The organism is Heyndrickxia sp. FSL W8-0423 (genome assembly GCF_038009395.1).
GTDB classification, from domain to species: domain Bacteria; phylum Bacillota; class Bacilli; order Bacillales; family Bacillaceae_C; genus Heyndrickxia; species Heyndrickxia sporothermodurans.
Map to the genome: position 1 here is coordinate 1,260,821 of NZ_JBBPBE010000001.1, position 16,873 is coordinate 1,277,693.

General features: G+C 36.3%; 13 protein-coding genes. All 13 read left to right on the forward strand.

Going from position 1 to position 16,873, the window contains the following annotated elements; genetic code table 11:
- The 13 genes from groL to MKY81_RS06485 all read left to right on the forward strand — a co-directional run bounded on the left by groL (nt 1) and on the right by MKY81_RS06485 (nt 16,812).
- Complete coding sequence (groL, locus tag MKY81_RS06425) at nt 1–1,629, forward strand: chaperonin GroEL (protein ID WP_066236206.1); 1,629 nt, start codon at nt 1–3, stop codon at nt 1,627–1,629.
- 467 nt (nt 1,630–2,096) lie between these two features.
- A complete protein-coding gene (locus MKY81_RS06430; RefSeq protein ID WP_107921215.1) occupies nt 2,097–2,393 on the forward strand; it encodes a WXG100 family type VII secretion target in 297 nt (98 codons plus the stop codon).
- 208 nt (nt 2,394–2,601) lie between these two features.
- Entirely contained in the window at nt 2,602–6,054 is a 3,453-nt protein-coding gene (esaA, locus tag MKY81_RS06435) for a type VII secretion protein EsaA (RefSeq protein WP_181294690.1), read from the forward strand.
- Nucleotides 6,029–6,547: a type VII secretion protein EssA gene (gene essA / locus MKY81_RS06440; protein WP_108072788.1), complete on the forward strand. Its 519-nt coding sequence runs from the start codon at nt 6,029–6,031 to the stop codon at nt 6,545–6,547. Before esaA ends, essA begins: the two co-directional genes overlap by 26 nt.
- A 13-nt stretch (nt 6,548–6,560) precedes the next feature.
- Nucleotides 6,561–6,812 carry an EsaB/YukD family protein gene (locus MKY81_RS06445; protein WP_108072787.1) on the forward strand — a complete coding sequence of 84 codons (252 nt, stop codon included), beginning with the start codon at nt 6,561–6,563 and terminating at the stop codon, nt 6,810–6,812.
- A 37-nt stretch (nt 6,813–6,849) separates the two neighbouring features.
- Nucleotides 6,850–8,244, forward strand: a complete 1,395-nt coding sequence (essB, locus tag MKY81_RS06450; protein ID WP_108072785.1) for a type VII secretion protein EssB — start codon at nt 6,850–6,852, stop codon at nt 8,242–8,244.
- 62 nt (nt 8,245–8,306) lie between these two features.
- Nucleotides 8,307–12,848, forward strand: coding sequence for a type VII secretion protein EssC (essC, locus tag MKY81_RS06455; protein ID WP_341117160.1), 4,542 nt, complete (start codon nt 8,307–8,309; stop codon nt 12,846–12,848).
- Entirely contained in the window at nt 12,841–13,245 is a 405-nt protein-coding gene (locus MKY81_RS06460) for a chorismate synthase (RefSeq protein WP_108072781.1), read from the forward strand. The genes essC and MKY81_RS06460 overlap by 8 nt, the downstream gene beginning before the upstream one ends.
- Nucleotides 13,232–13,531 (forward strand): WXG100 family type VII secretion target, encoded by a 300-nt coding sequence (locus tag MKY81_RS06465; protein ID WP_108072779.1) that lies wholly within the window; start codon nt 13,232–13,234, stop codon nt 13,529–13,531. Before MKY81_RS06460 ends, MKY81_RS06465 begins: the two co-directional genes overlap by 14 nt.
- Nucleotides 13,528–14,238, forward strand: coding sequence for a DUF5081 family protein (locus MKY81_RS06470; RefSeq protein WP_108072777.1), 711 nt, complete (start codon nt 13,528–13,530; stop codon nt 14,236–14,238). Before MKY81_RS06465 ends, MKY81_RS06470 begins: the two co-directional genes overlap by 4 nt.
- Nucleotides 14,231–14,563, forward strand: a complete 333-nt coding sequence (locus MKY81_RS06475) for a hypothetical protein (protein WP_108072776.1) — start codon at nt 14,231–14,233, stop codon at nt 14,561–14,563. The genes MKY81_RS06470 and MKY81_RS06475 overlap by 8 nt, the downstream gene beginning before the upstream one ends.
- A 4-nt stretch (nt 14,564–14,567) precedes the next feature.
- Nucleotides 14,568–16,550, forward strand: coding sequence for a hypothetical protein (locus MKY81_RS06480; RefSeq protein ID WP_341117166.1), 1,983 nt, complete (start codon nt 14,568–14,570; stop codon nt 16,548–16,550).
- 10 nt (nt 16,551–16,560) lie between these two features.
- Nucleotides 16,561–16,812 (forward strand): hypothetical protein, encoded by a 252-nt coding sequence (locus MKY81_RS06485; RefSeq protein ID WP_107920819.1) that lies wholly within the window; start codon nt 16,561–16,563, stop codon nt 16,810–16,812.
- Nucleotides 16,813–16,873: the final 61 nt, after the last annotated feature.

Consider the following 16,873-nt stretch of genomic DNA (forward strand, 5'->3'; position numbering starts at 1 on the left):
ATGGCAAAAGAAATTAAATTCAGTGAAGATGCACGCCGTGCAATGCTTCGCGGAGTTGATAAATTAGCAGATGCTGTAAAAGTAACACTTGGACCTAAAGGACGTAACGTGGTTCTTGAGAAAAAATTTGGTTCACCACTTATTACTAATGACGGTGTAACGATTGCTAAAGAAATTGAACTTGAAGATGCATTCGAAAACATGGGTGCTAAACTTGTATCTGAAGTTGCAAGCAAAACAAATGATGTTGCCGGGGACGGTACAACAACTGCAACTGTACTTGCTCAAGCAATGATTCGTGAAGGCTTGAAAAACGTAACAGCCGGTGCAAACCCTGTTGGAATCCGTAAAGGAATCGAAAAGGCTGTTCAAACAGCTGTTGAAGAACTTAAAGCAATTTCTAAACCAATCGAAGGCAAAGAGTCCATTGCACAAGTTGCTGCCATCTCTGCTGCCGATGAAGAAGTTGGAACACTTATTGCTGAAGCAATGGAACGTGTTGGTAACGATGGTGTTATCACAATCGAAGAATCTAAAGGCTTCACAACTGAATTAGATGTTGTTGAAGGTATGCAATTTGATCGTGGCTATGTTTCTCCATACATGGTTACAGATACTGACAAATTAGAAGCAGTTCTTGAAAATCCATATATCTTAATTACCGATAAAAAGATCACAAATATTCAAGAAGTATTGCCAGTTCTTGAACAAGTGGTACAACAAGGTAAACCAATTCTTATCATTGCTGAGGATGTTGAAGGCGAAGCACAAGCAACACTTATTGTGAACAAACTTCGTGGAACATTTAATGCAGTTGCTGTTAAAGCACCTGGATTTGGTGACCGTCGTAAAGCAATGTTAGAAGATATCGCTGTTCTAACTGGTGGTCAAGTGATCACTGAAGATTTAGGTCTTGATCTTAAATCAGCAACACTTGATTCTCTTGGACGCGCTGCTAAAGTTGTCGTTACAAAAGAAAACACAACAATCGTTGAAGGATCTGGCGATTCTGCAAGCATTTCTGCTCGTGTAAATCAAATTCGTGCTCAATTAGAAGAAACAACTTCTGAATTTGACCGTGAAAAATTACAAGAACGCCTTGCTAAGCTTGCAGGTGGGGTAGCAGTAATTAAAGTTGGTGCTGCAACTGAAACTGAATTAAAAGAACGCAAACTTCGCATTGAAGATGCTCTTAACTCTACTCGTGCAGCTGTTGAAGAAGGTATTGTATCCGGTGGTGGTACAGCACTAGTTAATGTATACAATAAAGTTTCTTCTGTTGAAGCTGAAGGTGATGTTGCTACAGGTATCAACATCGTTCTACGTGCATTGGAAGAACCAGTTCGTCAAATCGCTCACAATGCTGGTCTTGAAGGATCTGTAATTGTTGATCGCTTGAAAAAAGAACAAGTAGGTATTGGATTCAATGCAGCTAACAGTGAATGGGTAAACATGTTCGAAGCAGGCATTGTTGATCCAACTAAAGTAACACGTTATGCACTTCAAAATGCAGCTTCTGTAGCGGCTATGTTATTAACTACTGAAGCAGTTGTTGCTGATAAACCTGAAGAAAACAAAGGTTCATCTATGCCTGATATGGGCGGCATGGGCATGGGCGGTATGATGTAATTTAATCGCTAGCCAAAAACCCGTAAGACAATTTATTTGTCTTACGGGTTTTTTTTGTCGAAAAGAGTAGAATTAAATTTCCTGATTAAAATAGGAAAACAGTAAATAAGACCTATAAATTGTAATATTCGTAATATTTTATCCAGATATATCAAAAAAACGCCCCAAATCCTTAATAAAATAGAAGTGAATTCCTCCTTATTTCCTACAAAAAAATACTAGTTTCAAAGTATTGCAGAAGAAAGTACCAGACAAAATTCGACAATTGTCATAAGGCCATTTGACCGATTATTAAATAGGTGGTAAATACATATATAGTAATATACTTCCATAAAATTGATGTATTAATAATAAGGAAGTACATTGATGGCTTAGATTAAATATTTTGAAGTAGTCATTTAACATGTGTTTATCATTTTAATTTATATGATAAAAAGCCTATGGCTAATAATTAAAAGGAGATGGATATAATGGCACAAATTCGTATGACCCCAGAGGAATTAAAGGCAAAAGCGAAACGCTACGGGCAAGGTGGACATCAAATCGAAGAGATTTTGAAAAATTTAACAAGCTTACAAAGAGAACTTCGAGGAGAATGGGAAGGTCGTGCATTCGATAAATTTGATGAGCAGTTCGAACAGCTATCACCAAAAGTGCAAAACTTTGCAAGACTATTGCATGAAATTAATGATCAATTAGATAAAACGGCTGAAGCTGTGGCTCGACACGATGAAGAATTATCAAAGAATTTTGGTTTACAATAATTAATCAGGTAAACACGAGATTAATCAGTGTGTTGAGTTAGGACTTTATTCCTTTAGCCAAAAGCCACGCAACAATGGTTGTGTGGCTTTTGGTCATAATATGGATCACGAATGAAAAATGAGCTAACGTCTCCTTAGGTACAATCATGAAATAGTAATCATTTAAAAATATTTATACATATAAACAACTTTTCAGGGGTTGATGGAAATGAAAAAGTATGAGAGGGGCATCTTGCTGTTTTTGGTTTTAGTGCTGGCGTTGTCTTCAGGCGCCTCCTATTTAGCGCTGTATCACGCATCAAAAAATCAAAAACATAAAGAAGACCAGAAAATGACAGTTGCATTGGTTAATGAGGACCAAGGTGCAAAATTTAATGGGGAAACATATGACTTCGGTACCGAATTTATCAAAAACATCGAAAAGGATGATAAGCATAATTGGTACGTTGTTAGCCGCGGAGTAGCTGAAAGTGGCTTACAGCGTAATGCCTATAATATGATGATTGTCATTCCTAATGACTTCACCAAAAAGGCATTGTCAATCAATTCTAAAGCACCAGAGAGAGTAGCATTGAACTACAAAGTTAATGTCTCGGGTAACAATAATATGAAAGTAAAGGCCGAGAAAACGGCAAGCTCTATTCTTGGAGAATTTAATCGTCGAATTATTGATGTGTATTTTGCCAGTGTCATTGGAAACTTGCAGGAAGCACAAGACAATATCTCTTCGATTGTAAACAAAGAACAGGTATATACAAATGTATATAATAACGCGATTCATCGCCCATTAGCAGGTTATGCGACTCAATTTGGAGCAGTTCAAGCGAGCACGCAAGTATCGAAGGATGGTTTTAAAGGAATACAGGATATTTTAAAGGAATTTGAAAACAACTTAGGTGAAGGAGCAAAAATAAGCAAAACCTATCAAAACAGCATGTTGGATTATGCGAAGATGACCGCTGCTAATACATTATTACAAAAAGGCTTTTCCGATCAATTGGGTTATTTGGATCGTGATATGAATAATGGCGATGTATTGCAGCAATTAGATCAATTAGTTGCCGCAAATAATGAGATAAATAAACAGTTTCAGCTGAAGGATACGCAGACTGCCAATATTATGACAGAGGCATCAGCCTTGCAAAAATATCTTACTACTACGAAAGAAAAAGTTGACAAATTAGATACAGAATTAACAACGACATTAGCTTCTGATATGCAGAAAAGTATTGCAGAAAAGTTAAAAAAAGAAATGAAGACGAATGCTGGAAAAGAACAGGAAATCAATTTAAATAAGTTTTTTATGATGCCAGATAAAATGTCTAGAAAAAATCTTCGGGATCAAATGAAACAGTTACCTCCTCCTTTAACTACAGATGACTTGCTTAAATTAGGAATAACAGAACCGAAACGTACAGAAATTAATAAGTTATTTAATAATGTCATAGCTGTGAACGAAAAATATAAACGTGAATTTAATGATTATCCCGATGGTTCAGCTCCATTGCCGGATAATTTGAATAACTTTTTACTAACAAATGAGGCTACAATTAGTGATTCTGTGATACTACCAAAGAATCCGAAAGAAGCGCAGGAGTTTTCATTATTTGTACCTAAAGAGTATAAGGTGAATGAAGTATCATTAACATTACCAAATATGCAAGTAATTGAGATGGATCCTAAAAATAATACGATCATGCTTCCAGCAACAGATGAAGGAATATTCACTGTAAAACTGAAAGTACAACCAAATGACACCGATAAGTCGATTGATTTCTTCCAACCTATTAAGTGGAAATGGAAAATGCATCAAAAGAATGTGAAGGACGCAGATATACCAGAACCGCCTAAAGAATCTGCACCCCCACCGGGTCAGAGTTCGAAGGAATCAAGAACTGATAAGGTAGTACGGCCTAAAAGCAGTGTCCAGTCGGTAGAAACTAGTAATAATGATAACATTAATAAAGAAAATGAAAGTAAACAAGATTCGGTAGAACCGGATCAAAAGGATGAAAATGTAACTTCTGAGTCTTCTAACAAACAAGAATCAATGGAAGAAAATAAAGGTAAAGAATCTGAGTCTGGGATTGATGAGAAAGATAATAAGGATAATGAAGATAATAAAAATGAAAACAACGATAAAGAAGAACCTGAGGATCCAAATGACAAACCGATAGAAAAAGTCGAAGTAGAAAATAATTATATTACTCATTCTGTCATGTCATCACTTACCGATTATTCGATAGGTGAAATAATGATGGATGTAAATGATGTTATGAGTAGCTATCAAAAAATGTCAACGTTGTATAATAATTATTTTGGGTTAGATATATCGAAATTAGCGGATCAATTAAATCAAATGAATTTATCTGATATGGCTACAACGGACTCACTTTTCTATCTATTTAATAAACAAGACATTGTAGATGTTATCGCCAATTTTGTAGCTGATCAAATAACAGAAGAAGTTCGTAAAGATACAGAAGAGTTGCAAAGCAAGATTAAGGCATATATTAACCTTGTCACTAATGCAGAACAAAATTCACAAAAAATGTCAGAATTGATTAAACAAACAACAGAACAAGCAAAAATACTAAATACAAATTTAACAAAAACCTTACTTAATTTGTCAACTTGGCGAAAAGCAAGCCTGAAATTGCAAAATGAACAAACGAAAATACTTACAAACAATGACCAAGAACAAACGGCAATTTTATCATTAGATGGTGAATTGAATTCATTACTAACTGTAAGTCAATCATTGGCAAACCAATCAAAGGGTAATTTAAATACCGTTAATAATGTTTATAAAACATTTGATGCGATTGATAACCAAGCAAATGAAATAAAAAATAGCGGTAGTCATTTAGTAAAACAGGCAAGCAATCTATCAAATAATTTGACTAATAAACTATCAGAAGACCAGAAATTTGCTAATAATTTTGCTAAAGTTCTTGCAAACAGCCGGATTGGTGAACGACAAAATGAAAATCTGCTTGATTTTCTTTCCAATCCTGTAGAAACGAAAACCGATGGAATCATCGTAGCAGGAGATATTTTTACACCGTATTTTATTGTTTTAATTTGCTTTATTGTTGCTTTATTTACGGCGTATGTCATTTCAAATCACGAACGTAAACATCTTCAAACCGATACATTTAAGTCGGAAATGACATTAGTTAGAGGAAATTTACCGATCACCATTATTACCTCAAGCATTGGAATTGTCGAAGGAATTCTTACTGGTTTACTATCCGGCTACCTATTAGAAATTGTTGAGGGGAAATTTATGCTGTGGATCGGCTTAATAACGATCATTATGGTAACGATGCTTCTTGTCGCAACCTATTTATTAAGACAGTTGAAAATGCTTGGAATGTTTTTATTATTGGCAAGCTTAAGCCTATATCTATTCTTAACGGAAGCTCTTGGACTTCATTTCGATAAAATGTCCATTGCAGCCAAAATTAAAGAATTCTCCCCGCTACAATATATTGAAAAGCTAGTAATGGGATTTGCGGATAGAGCAGCAAACAATCAAAGTATTATAATTTGCTTATTTGCGATTATCGTCATTAGTCTTGTTGGTCACTTATTTGTCTTAAATCGTTTTGGCAAAAGCGAGGAGAAGGAAGATGAAACAATTAGTGAAGCACTTTAGTATTCTAGCAATCTTTTTTGTAGGAGGGTTTTCATTGTCTACCCTCCCTTCCTTTGCGGATAGCGATCATCTTGATCATAGTGGGAAAATACGATTGAAAACCGATCGTATCGGTCAAGATGATGCCCAAAGGCAGAAACTAGAATCACAAGATGATAAAGAAACAGAATTAGAAAAAATCGCTCCCGATTTGTTTAAAAAACAAACTCGGGATGCGATAAAAACAAAACAAAAAGAAATGGAAGAAACAATGGAACAAATAGAGAAAAATCTATTTGATGTACCTATTAAGGAAGTTACAAACACTAATGATATAAAAAAGGTGCTTTTCTCCAATGAATATTCTGTTCAGTATGCAACAAATTCTAACCAAAAAAATAATCAGCAAGAAGAAACGGAAGGGGTTAGCAAAAAAATAGTAGTCACTCTTTTTGGTTTCGTTTTGATGATTTGTGGGGGATTATTTGTGATGATGAGGAAAATGCTGGATTAAAGGAGATGAGAATATGCCTAGTGAGACACATATTAACGTAACCGTTGACTTTAGTAAATGGAATAAAGGACGGTATGATATTAGAATTCCAGTCCATCAACCGATTAAACAATTGCTTGCTAATGTAGTTGAATCATTGAATATAGACATTAAGAAAGCCTCTCTTTTTGCTATAAAGGTCCCCGCTAAAAGACTTCTCTTAACAGATGATGATCGTCTTATCGACCATCCAGTAACAAACGGCGATATTTTACTCGTTTTATAAGTAAGCATGCGTAACTAAGAAAAAGGAGTCAGAGAACATGAACGAAATCACAATAAACATAGAGTCCATGACTTTCCAGTTTTTTATAAAGGATGACAAAAGGCAGTTAAAATTGGCAAAGTCACAAACGCGCGTAAAGGATATACGTCAATTGGCACTAATATGTGAGGAAACTGATTATTTTGTGCCAGCGGAAGTTGCTGATGAAGACGATATAATTACTTTTTCGTTCACCATCGATCACCGAGCTCAAAAATGGGCAGATGTAAGTAAACTTGGACGAAGTGATAAGCTCCGTTTGCTATGTAATCTTGCTCGCTTCAGAAAATTGCTAACCACACGTATGACTTTCTTCTTGCATCCGGACAACTTAATATTTGATGATAATCTTATACCATCATTGGTGTATCGCGGCATCCGGGATGTAGTTCCTCCATACGAAATTGACGAAGAAAAATTTATTCTCCAATATAAATGCTTAATTATTGCATTGTTTTCAAAAAAATATAGTTTTGATGAACTTTATTCCGGATCTATAAAAAATGCTACAGATACCGAATTTGAACGTCAAGTAGGTGAAGCAGACAATTTCACATCTTTAATTAAGCTGTTAGAAGAAAATTATATTAAAGAGAAAAAAGAAACAGAAAAAAATATGCAATATGTCCCGAAAAAAAGATTTCGCTTATTTAAACAACTTACATTCATTATGATCGCTCTTTCTGTCATATTAGCGGTCCCAACAGTCTATTTTAGTTTTGTGAAATCTCCTTTTCAAAAGCATTTAATTGAAGCCCATCATCATTTTCTAGCGCAAGATTATGGAAGAGTAATTAGTGAACTCGACGGAGAAAATCCGGAAAAATTACCGGACTCGGGAAAGTATATACTAGCTTATTCGTATGTAAAGACAGAATCGTTAGATGAAGCGCCAAAAGAGGCAATTTTAAAAAATGTTAGCTTAAAAAGCGATGCTAATTATTTGCTTTATTGGATTTATAATGGACGCGGTGATTTTGATCAATCGGTTGACCTTGCTAGGTATATTGATGATCCGGTGCTAATTATGTATGGATTTGTTAAAAAAATTGAAAAGGCAAAAAATGATCCTAATTTAAGTGGAACTGAACGTGAAGAGGAAGTTCAAAAAAACCAAGAACAACTAAAAACGTATACAGATAAGTATGGTCTTGAAACATTGCTGAAATTACAAAACTCAGACACAACAAATAATTCAGAGGAAACGAATCAAGGTCAAGCACAAGAACCTAATACTCAAGACGTGATTAAACAAGAAGAAACAACTGAAAATAAAGATGTTAATGCACAAAAAAATAATGAGAAGACGAATGAAAAGGCTAAAGAAAACAAAGAGAACGGAAAGTCAAATAAAAATGTAAAAGAAAACAAAGAGAATGAGAATAAAAAGTAACTGTACGTAGGAACGAAGAATGAGTAGGGCGCTTTACTTATTCGTGTGTAGAGAGGGAGAGAATGATGGCACAACGATTATTACTGCTGAACGATGGAAACCAATTGCATAAATGCCATTTAAAAAAGAATAAACCCCAAAAAATAACGATAGGCAGTGATTGGTCGAATACCATCACATTTGAAGGTTGGAGACAACCACTCACAATGGAATGGGACGGGGAAGTATGCCAAATTGGTGAACAGCAGCTCCGAATAAATGAACAACTAGTATGGAAAAACGAAGCCCATCAAATGCGTTTTTTTCTGACGGATGCAACCGAGTGGGATAAATACGATACAACAAGATGTGAGAGTATTACGCTCGGTGCGAACGAATATGATGATGTGAAAATAAAAAATACAACAGTCGATGCATTGCTAATCCGTGATCAATTAGAATCATCATTTAAATTGGAAGTGTATAGCGGGGAGGTTTATCATAATTTTCTTCGTGTAACAGGAAATACGGTAATTGAACCAGGTGATCAATTATTCCTAGATGGTCTGATGATTAAAATTGGCAATGATGACATTGATATTCTTGCTAATGAATCTTTAGATACGACAAAACTAGTCCGTTTGTATGGAGAAAGTCAAAGCTTGGATGATGAATATCCCGATTATCATCGATCTCCACGAATTATTTACCGTGAGCCAGAGGAAAAACGGAAAATAGCCAATCCTTCCAGTATGCCGGGAAAACCAAGTGAACAACTAGCACGTGTGATCGTTCCACCACTTGTTATGATAGCCGCAATGGTTGTTGTTTCCTTTTTCCAGCGGAGTGGAATCTATTTGATCGTTATGTTTTCCATGACCATTGTGACGGTCATTTTTTCGATTACTACTTATGTGAAAAATGTGAGGCAGTATCGCTCAGATATAAAAGAGAGGGATAAGAGTTATCGTGAATACTTGAAACAGAAAACACAGGAACTATATAAAGTTAGTCAAGAACAGAGACACGCGTTAAATTACCATTACCCAAGTATAGAAAAATTGCGTGATATGACTATGAAAGTCCATTCGAGAATCTATGAAAAAACGATGTTTCATCACGACTTTCTTATGTACAGAGTCGGAAGAGGAGATATTGATTCGAGCTTTGAGATTGAATTGAATATGGAAGAGTTTACTTTAAAAAAGGATGAACTAATGGAAGAAGCGAAGAAACTTCGATCTCAATATCTCAAGCTAGAGGATGTACCAGTAGTAACCTCATTGATAAAGGGACCTGTTGGTTATATTGGGCAACGTCATTTCGTATTGGAACAACTACAACTGCTAGTCATGCAAACGGCTGTTTTTCAAAGTTATTATGATCTTCAGTTTGTCATCATTTTTCCTGAAGAAGAGAAGGAGAAATGGGAATGGATGCGCTGGCTTCCACATGCTAGCTTACGAGACATAAATGTCCGTGGATTTGTTTTTCATGAACGATCTCGTGACCAAGTGTTAAATTCTCTGTATCAAATATTAAAGGAACGTAAACTTGCCATCGATGAAAAAGGAAATAAAAATGAAAAAATATATTTCGCACCACACTTTGTCATTCTTATTACAGATGAAAAAATGATCTTGGATCATTCCATAATGGAATATTTTAATGAAGATCCAAGTGAACTTGGGGTCTCACTTATTTTTGTTCAAGATGTTATGCAATCTCTTCCGGAACATGTTAAGACGGTCATTGATATTCGGGATGCAGCAAATGGAAATATTATTCTTGAAGAGGGAGAATTAGTCAATCGAAAATTTACTTTAGACCATTTTCCAAAGGGCTTTAACAAAGAAGATATTTCACGTGCATTAGCATCTCTCAATCATTTACAAAACTTAAAAAATTCTATCCCGGAAAGTGTTACATTTCTTGAAATGTACGGGGTGGAGAAAGTAGAGGAGCTCCGAATTCCGGAACGCTGGGCACAAAATGAAACGTATAAAAGCCTTGCCGTTCCATTAGGACTAAGAGGAAAAGAAGATATTGTCCAATTGAATTTACATGAAAAAGCACATGGCCCACATGGATTAGTCGCTGGTACAACGGGTTCTGGTAAATCGGAAATTATACAGTCTTACATTATCTCATTAGCGGTAAATTTCCATCCTTACGAAGTAGCTTTTCTGCTTATTGACTATAAAGGTGGTGGGATGGCCAATTTGTTTAAGCACTTGCCACATCTTTTAGGTACGATTACAAACTTAGATGGCGCCCAGTCTATGCGTGCATTAGCTTCCATTAAAGCAGAATTGCAAAAGCGTCAACGTTTATTCGGGGAGCATGACGTTAATCACATCAATCAATATCAAAAGTTATATAAATCGGGTGAGGCTAGTGAGCCAATGCCCCATTTATTCCTAATATCGGATGAATTTGCGGAATTAAAATCTGAACAGCCGGACTTTATGAAGGAACTTGTTTCCACTGCTCGTATAGGCCGTTCACTTGGAATTCACTTGATTTTGGCAACACAAAAACCAAGTGGTGTCGTTGATGACCAAATATGGTCAAACTCGAAATTCAAACTAGCACTTAAAGTACAAAACACTAGTGATTCTACTGAAATATTAAAAACACCGGACGCGGCCGAGATTACTTTACCAGGTCGTGCCTATTTACAGGTAGGAAATAACGAAATATATGAGCTATTCCAAAGTGCATGGAGTGGGGCGGATTACATTCCGGATAAAAGTGACGATAACTCAATGGATACAACGATTTATTCCATTAATGAACTAGGTCAATATGATATTCTCTCCAATGATTTAAGTGGTCTTGGTAACAAGGAGAATATTTCGAAGGTCCCTACAGAACTGGATGCGGTTATCGATTATATTCATTCTTATGCAAATGAAAATAATATTGCTGAACTTCCAAGACCGTGGTTACCTCCATTAGAAGAAGCTATTTTTCTTCCGGATCTTCATGCAGTAGATTACAGAAATGCTTGGTATCAAGAGAAGAAACCAATAAAAGTAACTTTTGGATTCCTGGACATTCCGGAAATGCAAGCACAGGAACCGATTACGATAAATCTTACAAAAGATGGTCACATGGCTGTTTTCTCAAGTCCGGGATTTGGAAAATCAACATTTTTACAAACGGTAGTTATGGATATAGCGAGACAACATAATCCGGAAAGAGTGCACATCTATCTAATCGATTTAGGCACAAATGGCTTATTACCGCTAAAAGACTTACCTCATGTGGCTGATACAATCATGGTCGATGAGGAAATTAAGCTCGGAAAGCTGTTCCGTAGAATAAAAAATGAATTAAAGGAAAGGAAGAATAAATTAAGTAAGTACGGTGTTGCCAATATCGAAATGTATGAAAGAGCAAGTGGAGAAGAAGTCCCTAATATTCTTTTCATTATTGATATGATCGATTCAATAAATGATGCACCATATAAAGACGATTTTGAGCAAGTGGCTGCACAAATTGCAAGGGAAGGTGTAAGTGTTGGAATTCACATGGTTATCAGTGCAGGACGCCAAAATGCAATGAGAGCTCCATTACTAGCCAATATAAAACATCAAATTTCCCTATATATTATTGATGAAATGGAATCAAGAAATATTGTTGGAAGAACAGATTTACGAATTGAAGAAATCCCTGGGCGAGGACTGGTGAAATTAGAAAAACCAACCTCTTTTCAAACAGCGCTTCCTGTAGAAGGAAAGGATACTCTCGAAATGATAAAGGGTATTCAAGCGGAAAGTAAGGAAATGCGATCAATCTGGTCAGGAGATCTTCCATCGCCAATCCCAATGGTTCCAGAGATTATGGAATTCTCACATTTTATAAATAAACCAGAAACGAAAACAATCATTAATAAAGGCGGCATTCCTTTCGCTGTTGATTTTGAAAATGTAGAACCAATGGAGTTAAGTGTTGTTAAAGATCAAAATACGCTAATTTTAAGTGACATGATGGATTCAATAGAACAAACCTATCTAACTCTAATCGCTTCTATCTCTGTTAATGAATATATCGATGTTGGAATGATAGACAATGCATCCTCAAGATTTAGCATTTATAAAGAAAATGTTGATATTTATGCTGAAAATAGAGCGACAATGGATGTTTTTGTAGAAAGGCTACTGGAATTATTCGAAGCTAGAGAAGATGCTTTCCGACAGGTCCAATTGGAAACAAACGGACGCGCGACGATGAACGAATTTATGAAGGACATACGCCCAATGATTGTGTTAATAACAGATGTTTCGTTCGTTATTAATACGATGTCAGATAATGCACAAACAACACTTGCAAAGCTAATCGAAACTGGAGCAAGAGTTGGTATCCATTTTGTTGTCGGCATAATGTATGGTGCGATTGACCGGTCATATGATGACATTGCATCCATTTTGAAAAAGCAAAAAGTCGGTGTCATAATTGGCAGAATCTCTGATCAGAACATACTAGATGTTATGAATAGACCATATAAAGAAAAGAATTTACTTCCATATGAAGCTTATTATGTGAAGCAAGGCAAAGCTGAAAAAATCAAAATCGCTGCTCCGTTTCAAAAAAGAGAGGAAGTGAAAGTCAATGTTTGAAATGTTTAAAACGGATACAGAAAGAAAAAGAGATCAGTATCATAAGTTATATGAAAAACTGAAAGATGCGCTACAGGAACATGATAAAAAAGTTAGTGAAGCAAATGCGTCCTATAGCAGCTACATTAGTGCGGTTCCGAACCTTTCGAATACGAAAATTCCCTCTAATGACTTTGACCCGAAGCGAGAAGAATTAAACAGAAAACTAAATAAGTATTTTGATAATGAGAAAGATATGAGGGGTTCACTTGTAACGGCAATTAACAAAGCAAATGAACGATATATTCACTACAAAAACTTAGCCATTAAGGAAGCAGAGGCAGAGCGAGCAAGAAGGGAAAAAGAGTTAAGAGAACTGATAGAGAGAGTGGAGGGATTCTTTAGTGGGAAGCGTTAGAATTCATGATGATAAAGTAAATGAAGCAAATGCGGCAGCGAAGGCATTGGAACAATCGGTAAAAACAACCTATGAGAAATGTGAACAATTAATTTCTTATCTTCATTCCGCGAAATGGAGTGGGAAATCCAGAGATGCCTTTTTGAGCTATATCGAAATCATCCAGAAATATCATAAAGATTTATCGGCTGCCGTTGCGAAACAAACAAAAGCTTTAAATAATCTTGATGGCTACTACAATGATTTCCTTCAAGACCCATCCGTGAAAGAAGTGAGAAACTTATGAAGATCGATTCAAAGGATCTATTTACTGTTCCCGAATTATATCTTTTAGCCGCCGCATTTGGCGGTGAAGTGCTTTATGGACTTCCAGAGAAACAAATCTATCAGTTTAAAGGTGAGGACGTTTTTAAAGAAGCTCATCAAAGATTGGTAGATAAGGAGATCTTAACTCAAGAAGGTAAAATTACAAGAGCAGGTGCAATGGTCATTCGGGCAGTCGAGCTATACCACGAAAGTAAGAAATATGTTCGAATCAACAATCTCATGTTTGCATTTAGAGAACCGGAAAATGACGAGTTAATTGTCCTAGTCGAATTAGAAGAACAAGGCCATTATCAATTACGTGTGATTTCTAAGATCAGCGTTTTAAAATTGCTAGGTGACACATTCCCGCTAGTTTTAAGGGAACCACATGAATCAGAAAAAACGTTTCAAAGAAAAGAACTCACTAATCATGAAAGGCGAGAGACAGAAAACTTCGAACCTGAAACGATGTTTATGAATTTTGAGTCCATTCATTTGACGGAGGAGCCGAAGGATAAGTTTAACTCGAACTATTATCAACAATGGCTTGTTTTTACGAAGGATGAAAAATTAATGATGGTGGACACGGTCCATAAAAAATATTATCACGCAAGTCAATATTGGTTTTTAAAAGTACTCTTCGATGAAATGGATTTCCCTTATAAGGAGGCAAAGACATATGCATGAAACTATGGGTGATGGAGGAGGATCGGGTGTAAGAATTGATGTCAATCCTGACGAGATTACTAGTATTTATAAATTTTTAGAAGAAATTCTTACGGAATTAGAAACAAATGCTTCTCCCAATATTGAAAAACTAGGAAACCTACACTATTACACAGAAGGAAAAGCGAAAAAAGCGATGGAAGTATATGCGGAAGCCAATCAAAAAGTAATGGACTTGTATGATAATTATACCCGTGCTTCTACATTAGTCATTGATATTCTTAATACGATGATCCAAGTAGACGAAGAGATAGCAAAGAAAATCATCGCTAAGCTAGGGGTATGATGCTATGGACGTAAAATATATTCCATCAGACTGGGAAAAAATGAAAGATGGCATTGGCGATTTAATCGGATTAGGCCGATGGGGCAAAGGAATGATCGATGACCTCAAAGCTATTACAGACAATCTAGAAGATGCCAAATCAGATATTGCAAGCCTTGACAGTGACGGGGTCATCTCCTTCCACCACACGAGCCAGAAAGATAAATTTCAACATTTATACGAAGATTTCGAAGTACTGCATCGCTTTACCGGAAAAGTCGGGGATATCGTTGACCGGACAATTGATCAACCATTCTATGAAGATATCGATGCATTTGTCGAGGCGATGAGAGATTTAACTATCTCAAACTATACCACGAAGAATCGGGTTGGAGCGACAGAAGTAAAGGTCACCTACGCTGGATACGGACAACAACAGACTTTTGAAGTTCCAAAGACTGAGGTAAGTATCGATGATCTATTCAATGGTGATAATTATTATGCAGAACAAATCAAACTCGAATACGATGCTTGGAAAGAGCTAAATCCCGATCAAGATTTCTCTCAAAAAGAGTATCAACTGGCCGCAGTAAATACACACGCATTTGAATATGATTCAATACGAAACCAGCAGGAAAGCAAAGAATTTTGGGGACAAATTGCCGCTCTCGTCGTTATCGTCGGTGTATCATTGGTCTGTCCACCTGCAGGCATCGCCTTAGGAGCCGCTTATGGCACATTCGAGTTAAGCTCAGCCGTTTCGGGGAAGGACTGGATTTCAGGACGAGAGCTAGGCACCGGAGAACGCGTATTCCGTGGACTATTAAGCCCATTAGATATTATTCCTGGTGTAAGTAGTATCACGAAATTCAGCGGTGCAGTAAAGCTTGCCCACTTAGGTGATATGGGGCAATTCGCCGTTAAAACGGGAATAAAGAGCAGCATCAAAGACGGCGTTACTCATATTGGAAATATGGTCGAAACAGCTGGAAAGGTGTCTGCCACACGACTAAAAAGTGCAGCCTCAGCGATAAAAGATGGCGGAACAGCAATCAAAAATAAAGTAGTAGAAGATACCAAAGATATTGGTAAACTAGTAGGTACCGAAATCAACAATATGACAAATATCATACCCTCACGAAAACTTGGATTAGCTGCAGATGGGATGGGCGACGTTGGGCATGCTCATATTCCTGTGGATGAGGCGAGAGTGGTTGGGAATGAGAAGGGGGATGTTGTTAGTAGGATTGATGGGTTTGGTGCTAGTGGTGGTAAGGGTACTGACAACCTAAAATTTAAGCATATAGGAGAATATTTTAATCACATTAATGACATTGGAAAACGAGATGACTTAACGAATGAAGAAAAATTTGAAAAGATTCATGAAGCATATGATGCATTAGTAGTAAAAGGTGATATTACTATTGTCTCTGACATGCAGTTCTTAAAGCCTGAGGGGTTTGTTGATGGCAGAATGAATATAGATTGGCCTGATAAAATGGGATTTGAAGAAGGCACAATTCTGGCGATTAATAGAAATAACCCATTACCTGGAAGATGGGATAGAGTCGGTGGAAAGGGTGGAGAAAATTTCACTACTTTACCTGATAATGGTGTTCCTTACACGTATGATCAACGTGCAATACCATATATAGAAAACCCTTCAGCAAGGCACGTAGGAATCTTTAATAATGAATCCTATTTTAGCGCTATTGATGCAATCAAAAGTGATAGTCTTGAAGAGTTGAATCAAGTTGTAGTTGCTAATGGAAAAGATCCAATCTCAGAAATTGATTTTGATAGATTTAGAGCAAACTATAACGACTACCAAGATAGAATAAAGAAAGTTGTTGGAAATTTAGATACCACTTATGGAGTGAAGGGTAAAGCTGCTCCATGGATCAGTAGTTCTACAGGAGAGAAATTAATGAATGGTGGAGCTGAACAGATTGTAACCCCACTAAACGCCCAAGCATTGGAAATGATAGGGGTTATACCAAAATACTAGGAGGGTAAAAATGACAAAGCAAGAGTTTTTAAAGAGATTTAAATCTGAAAAAATAAATATCGGTGAATATAAAATGATACTCGACAAGATATCAGATGCGCCGCTTGTATTGGGATGTGCATACGATCAAGGAGTATGGAAAGTTTATGAAACAAGAGAACGAGGAGGTCACTTCATAATTAAAGAAATAGATAATGAAGATGAGGCGTTTGATTATTTTTATAAAGTAGTGCTAAGTCAACAAAACAGACTTAACAATTAAAATTACATTATGACTTTAGTAGATAGAGAATGCGTAAAAACCTAAACTTCCTTACGGCAAT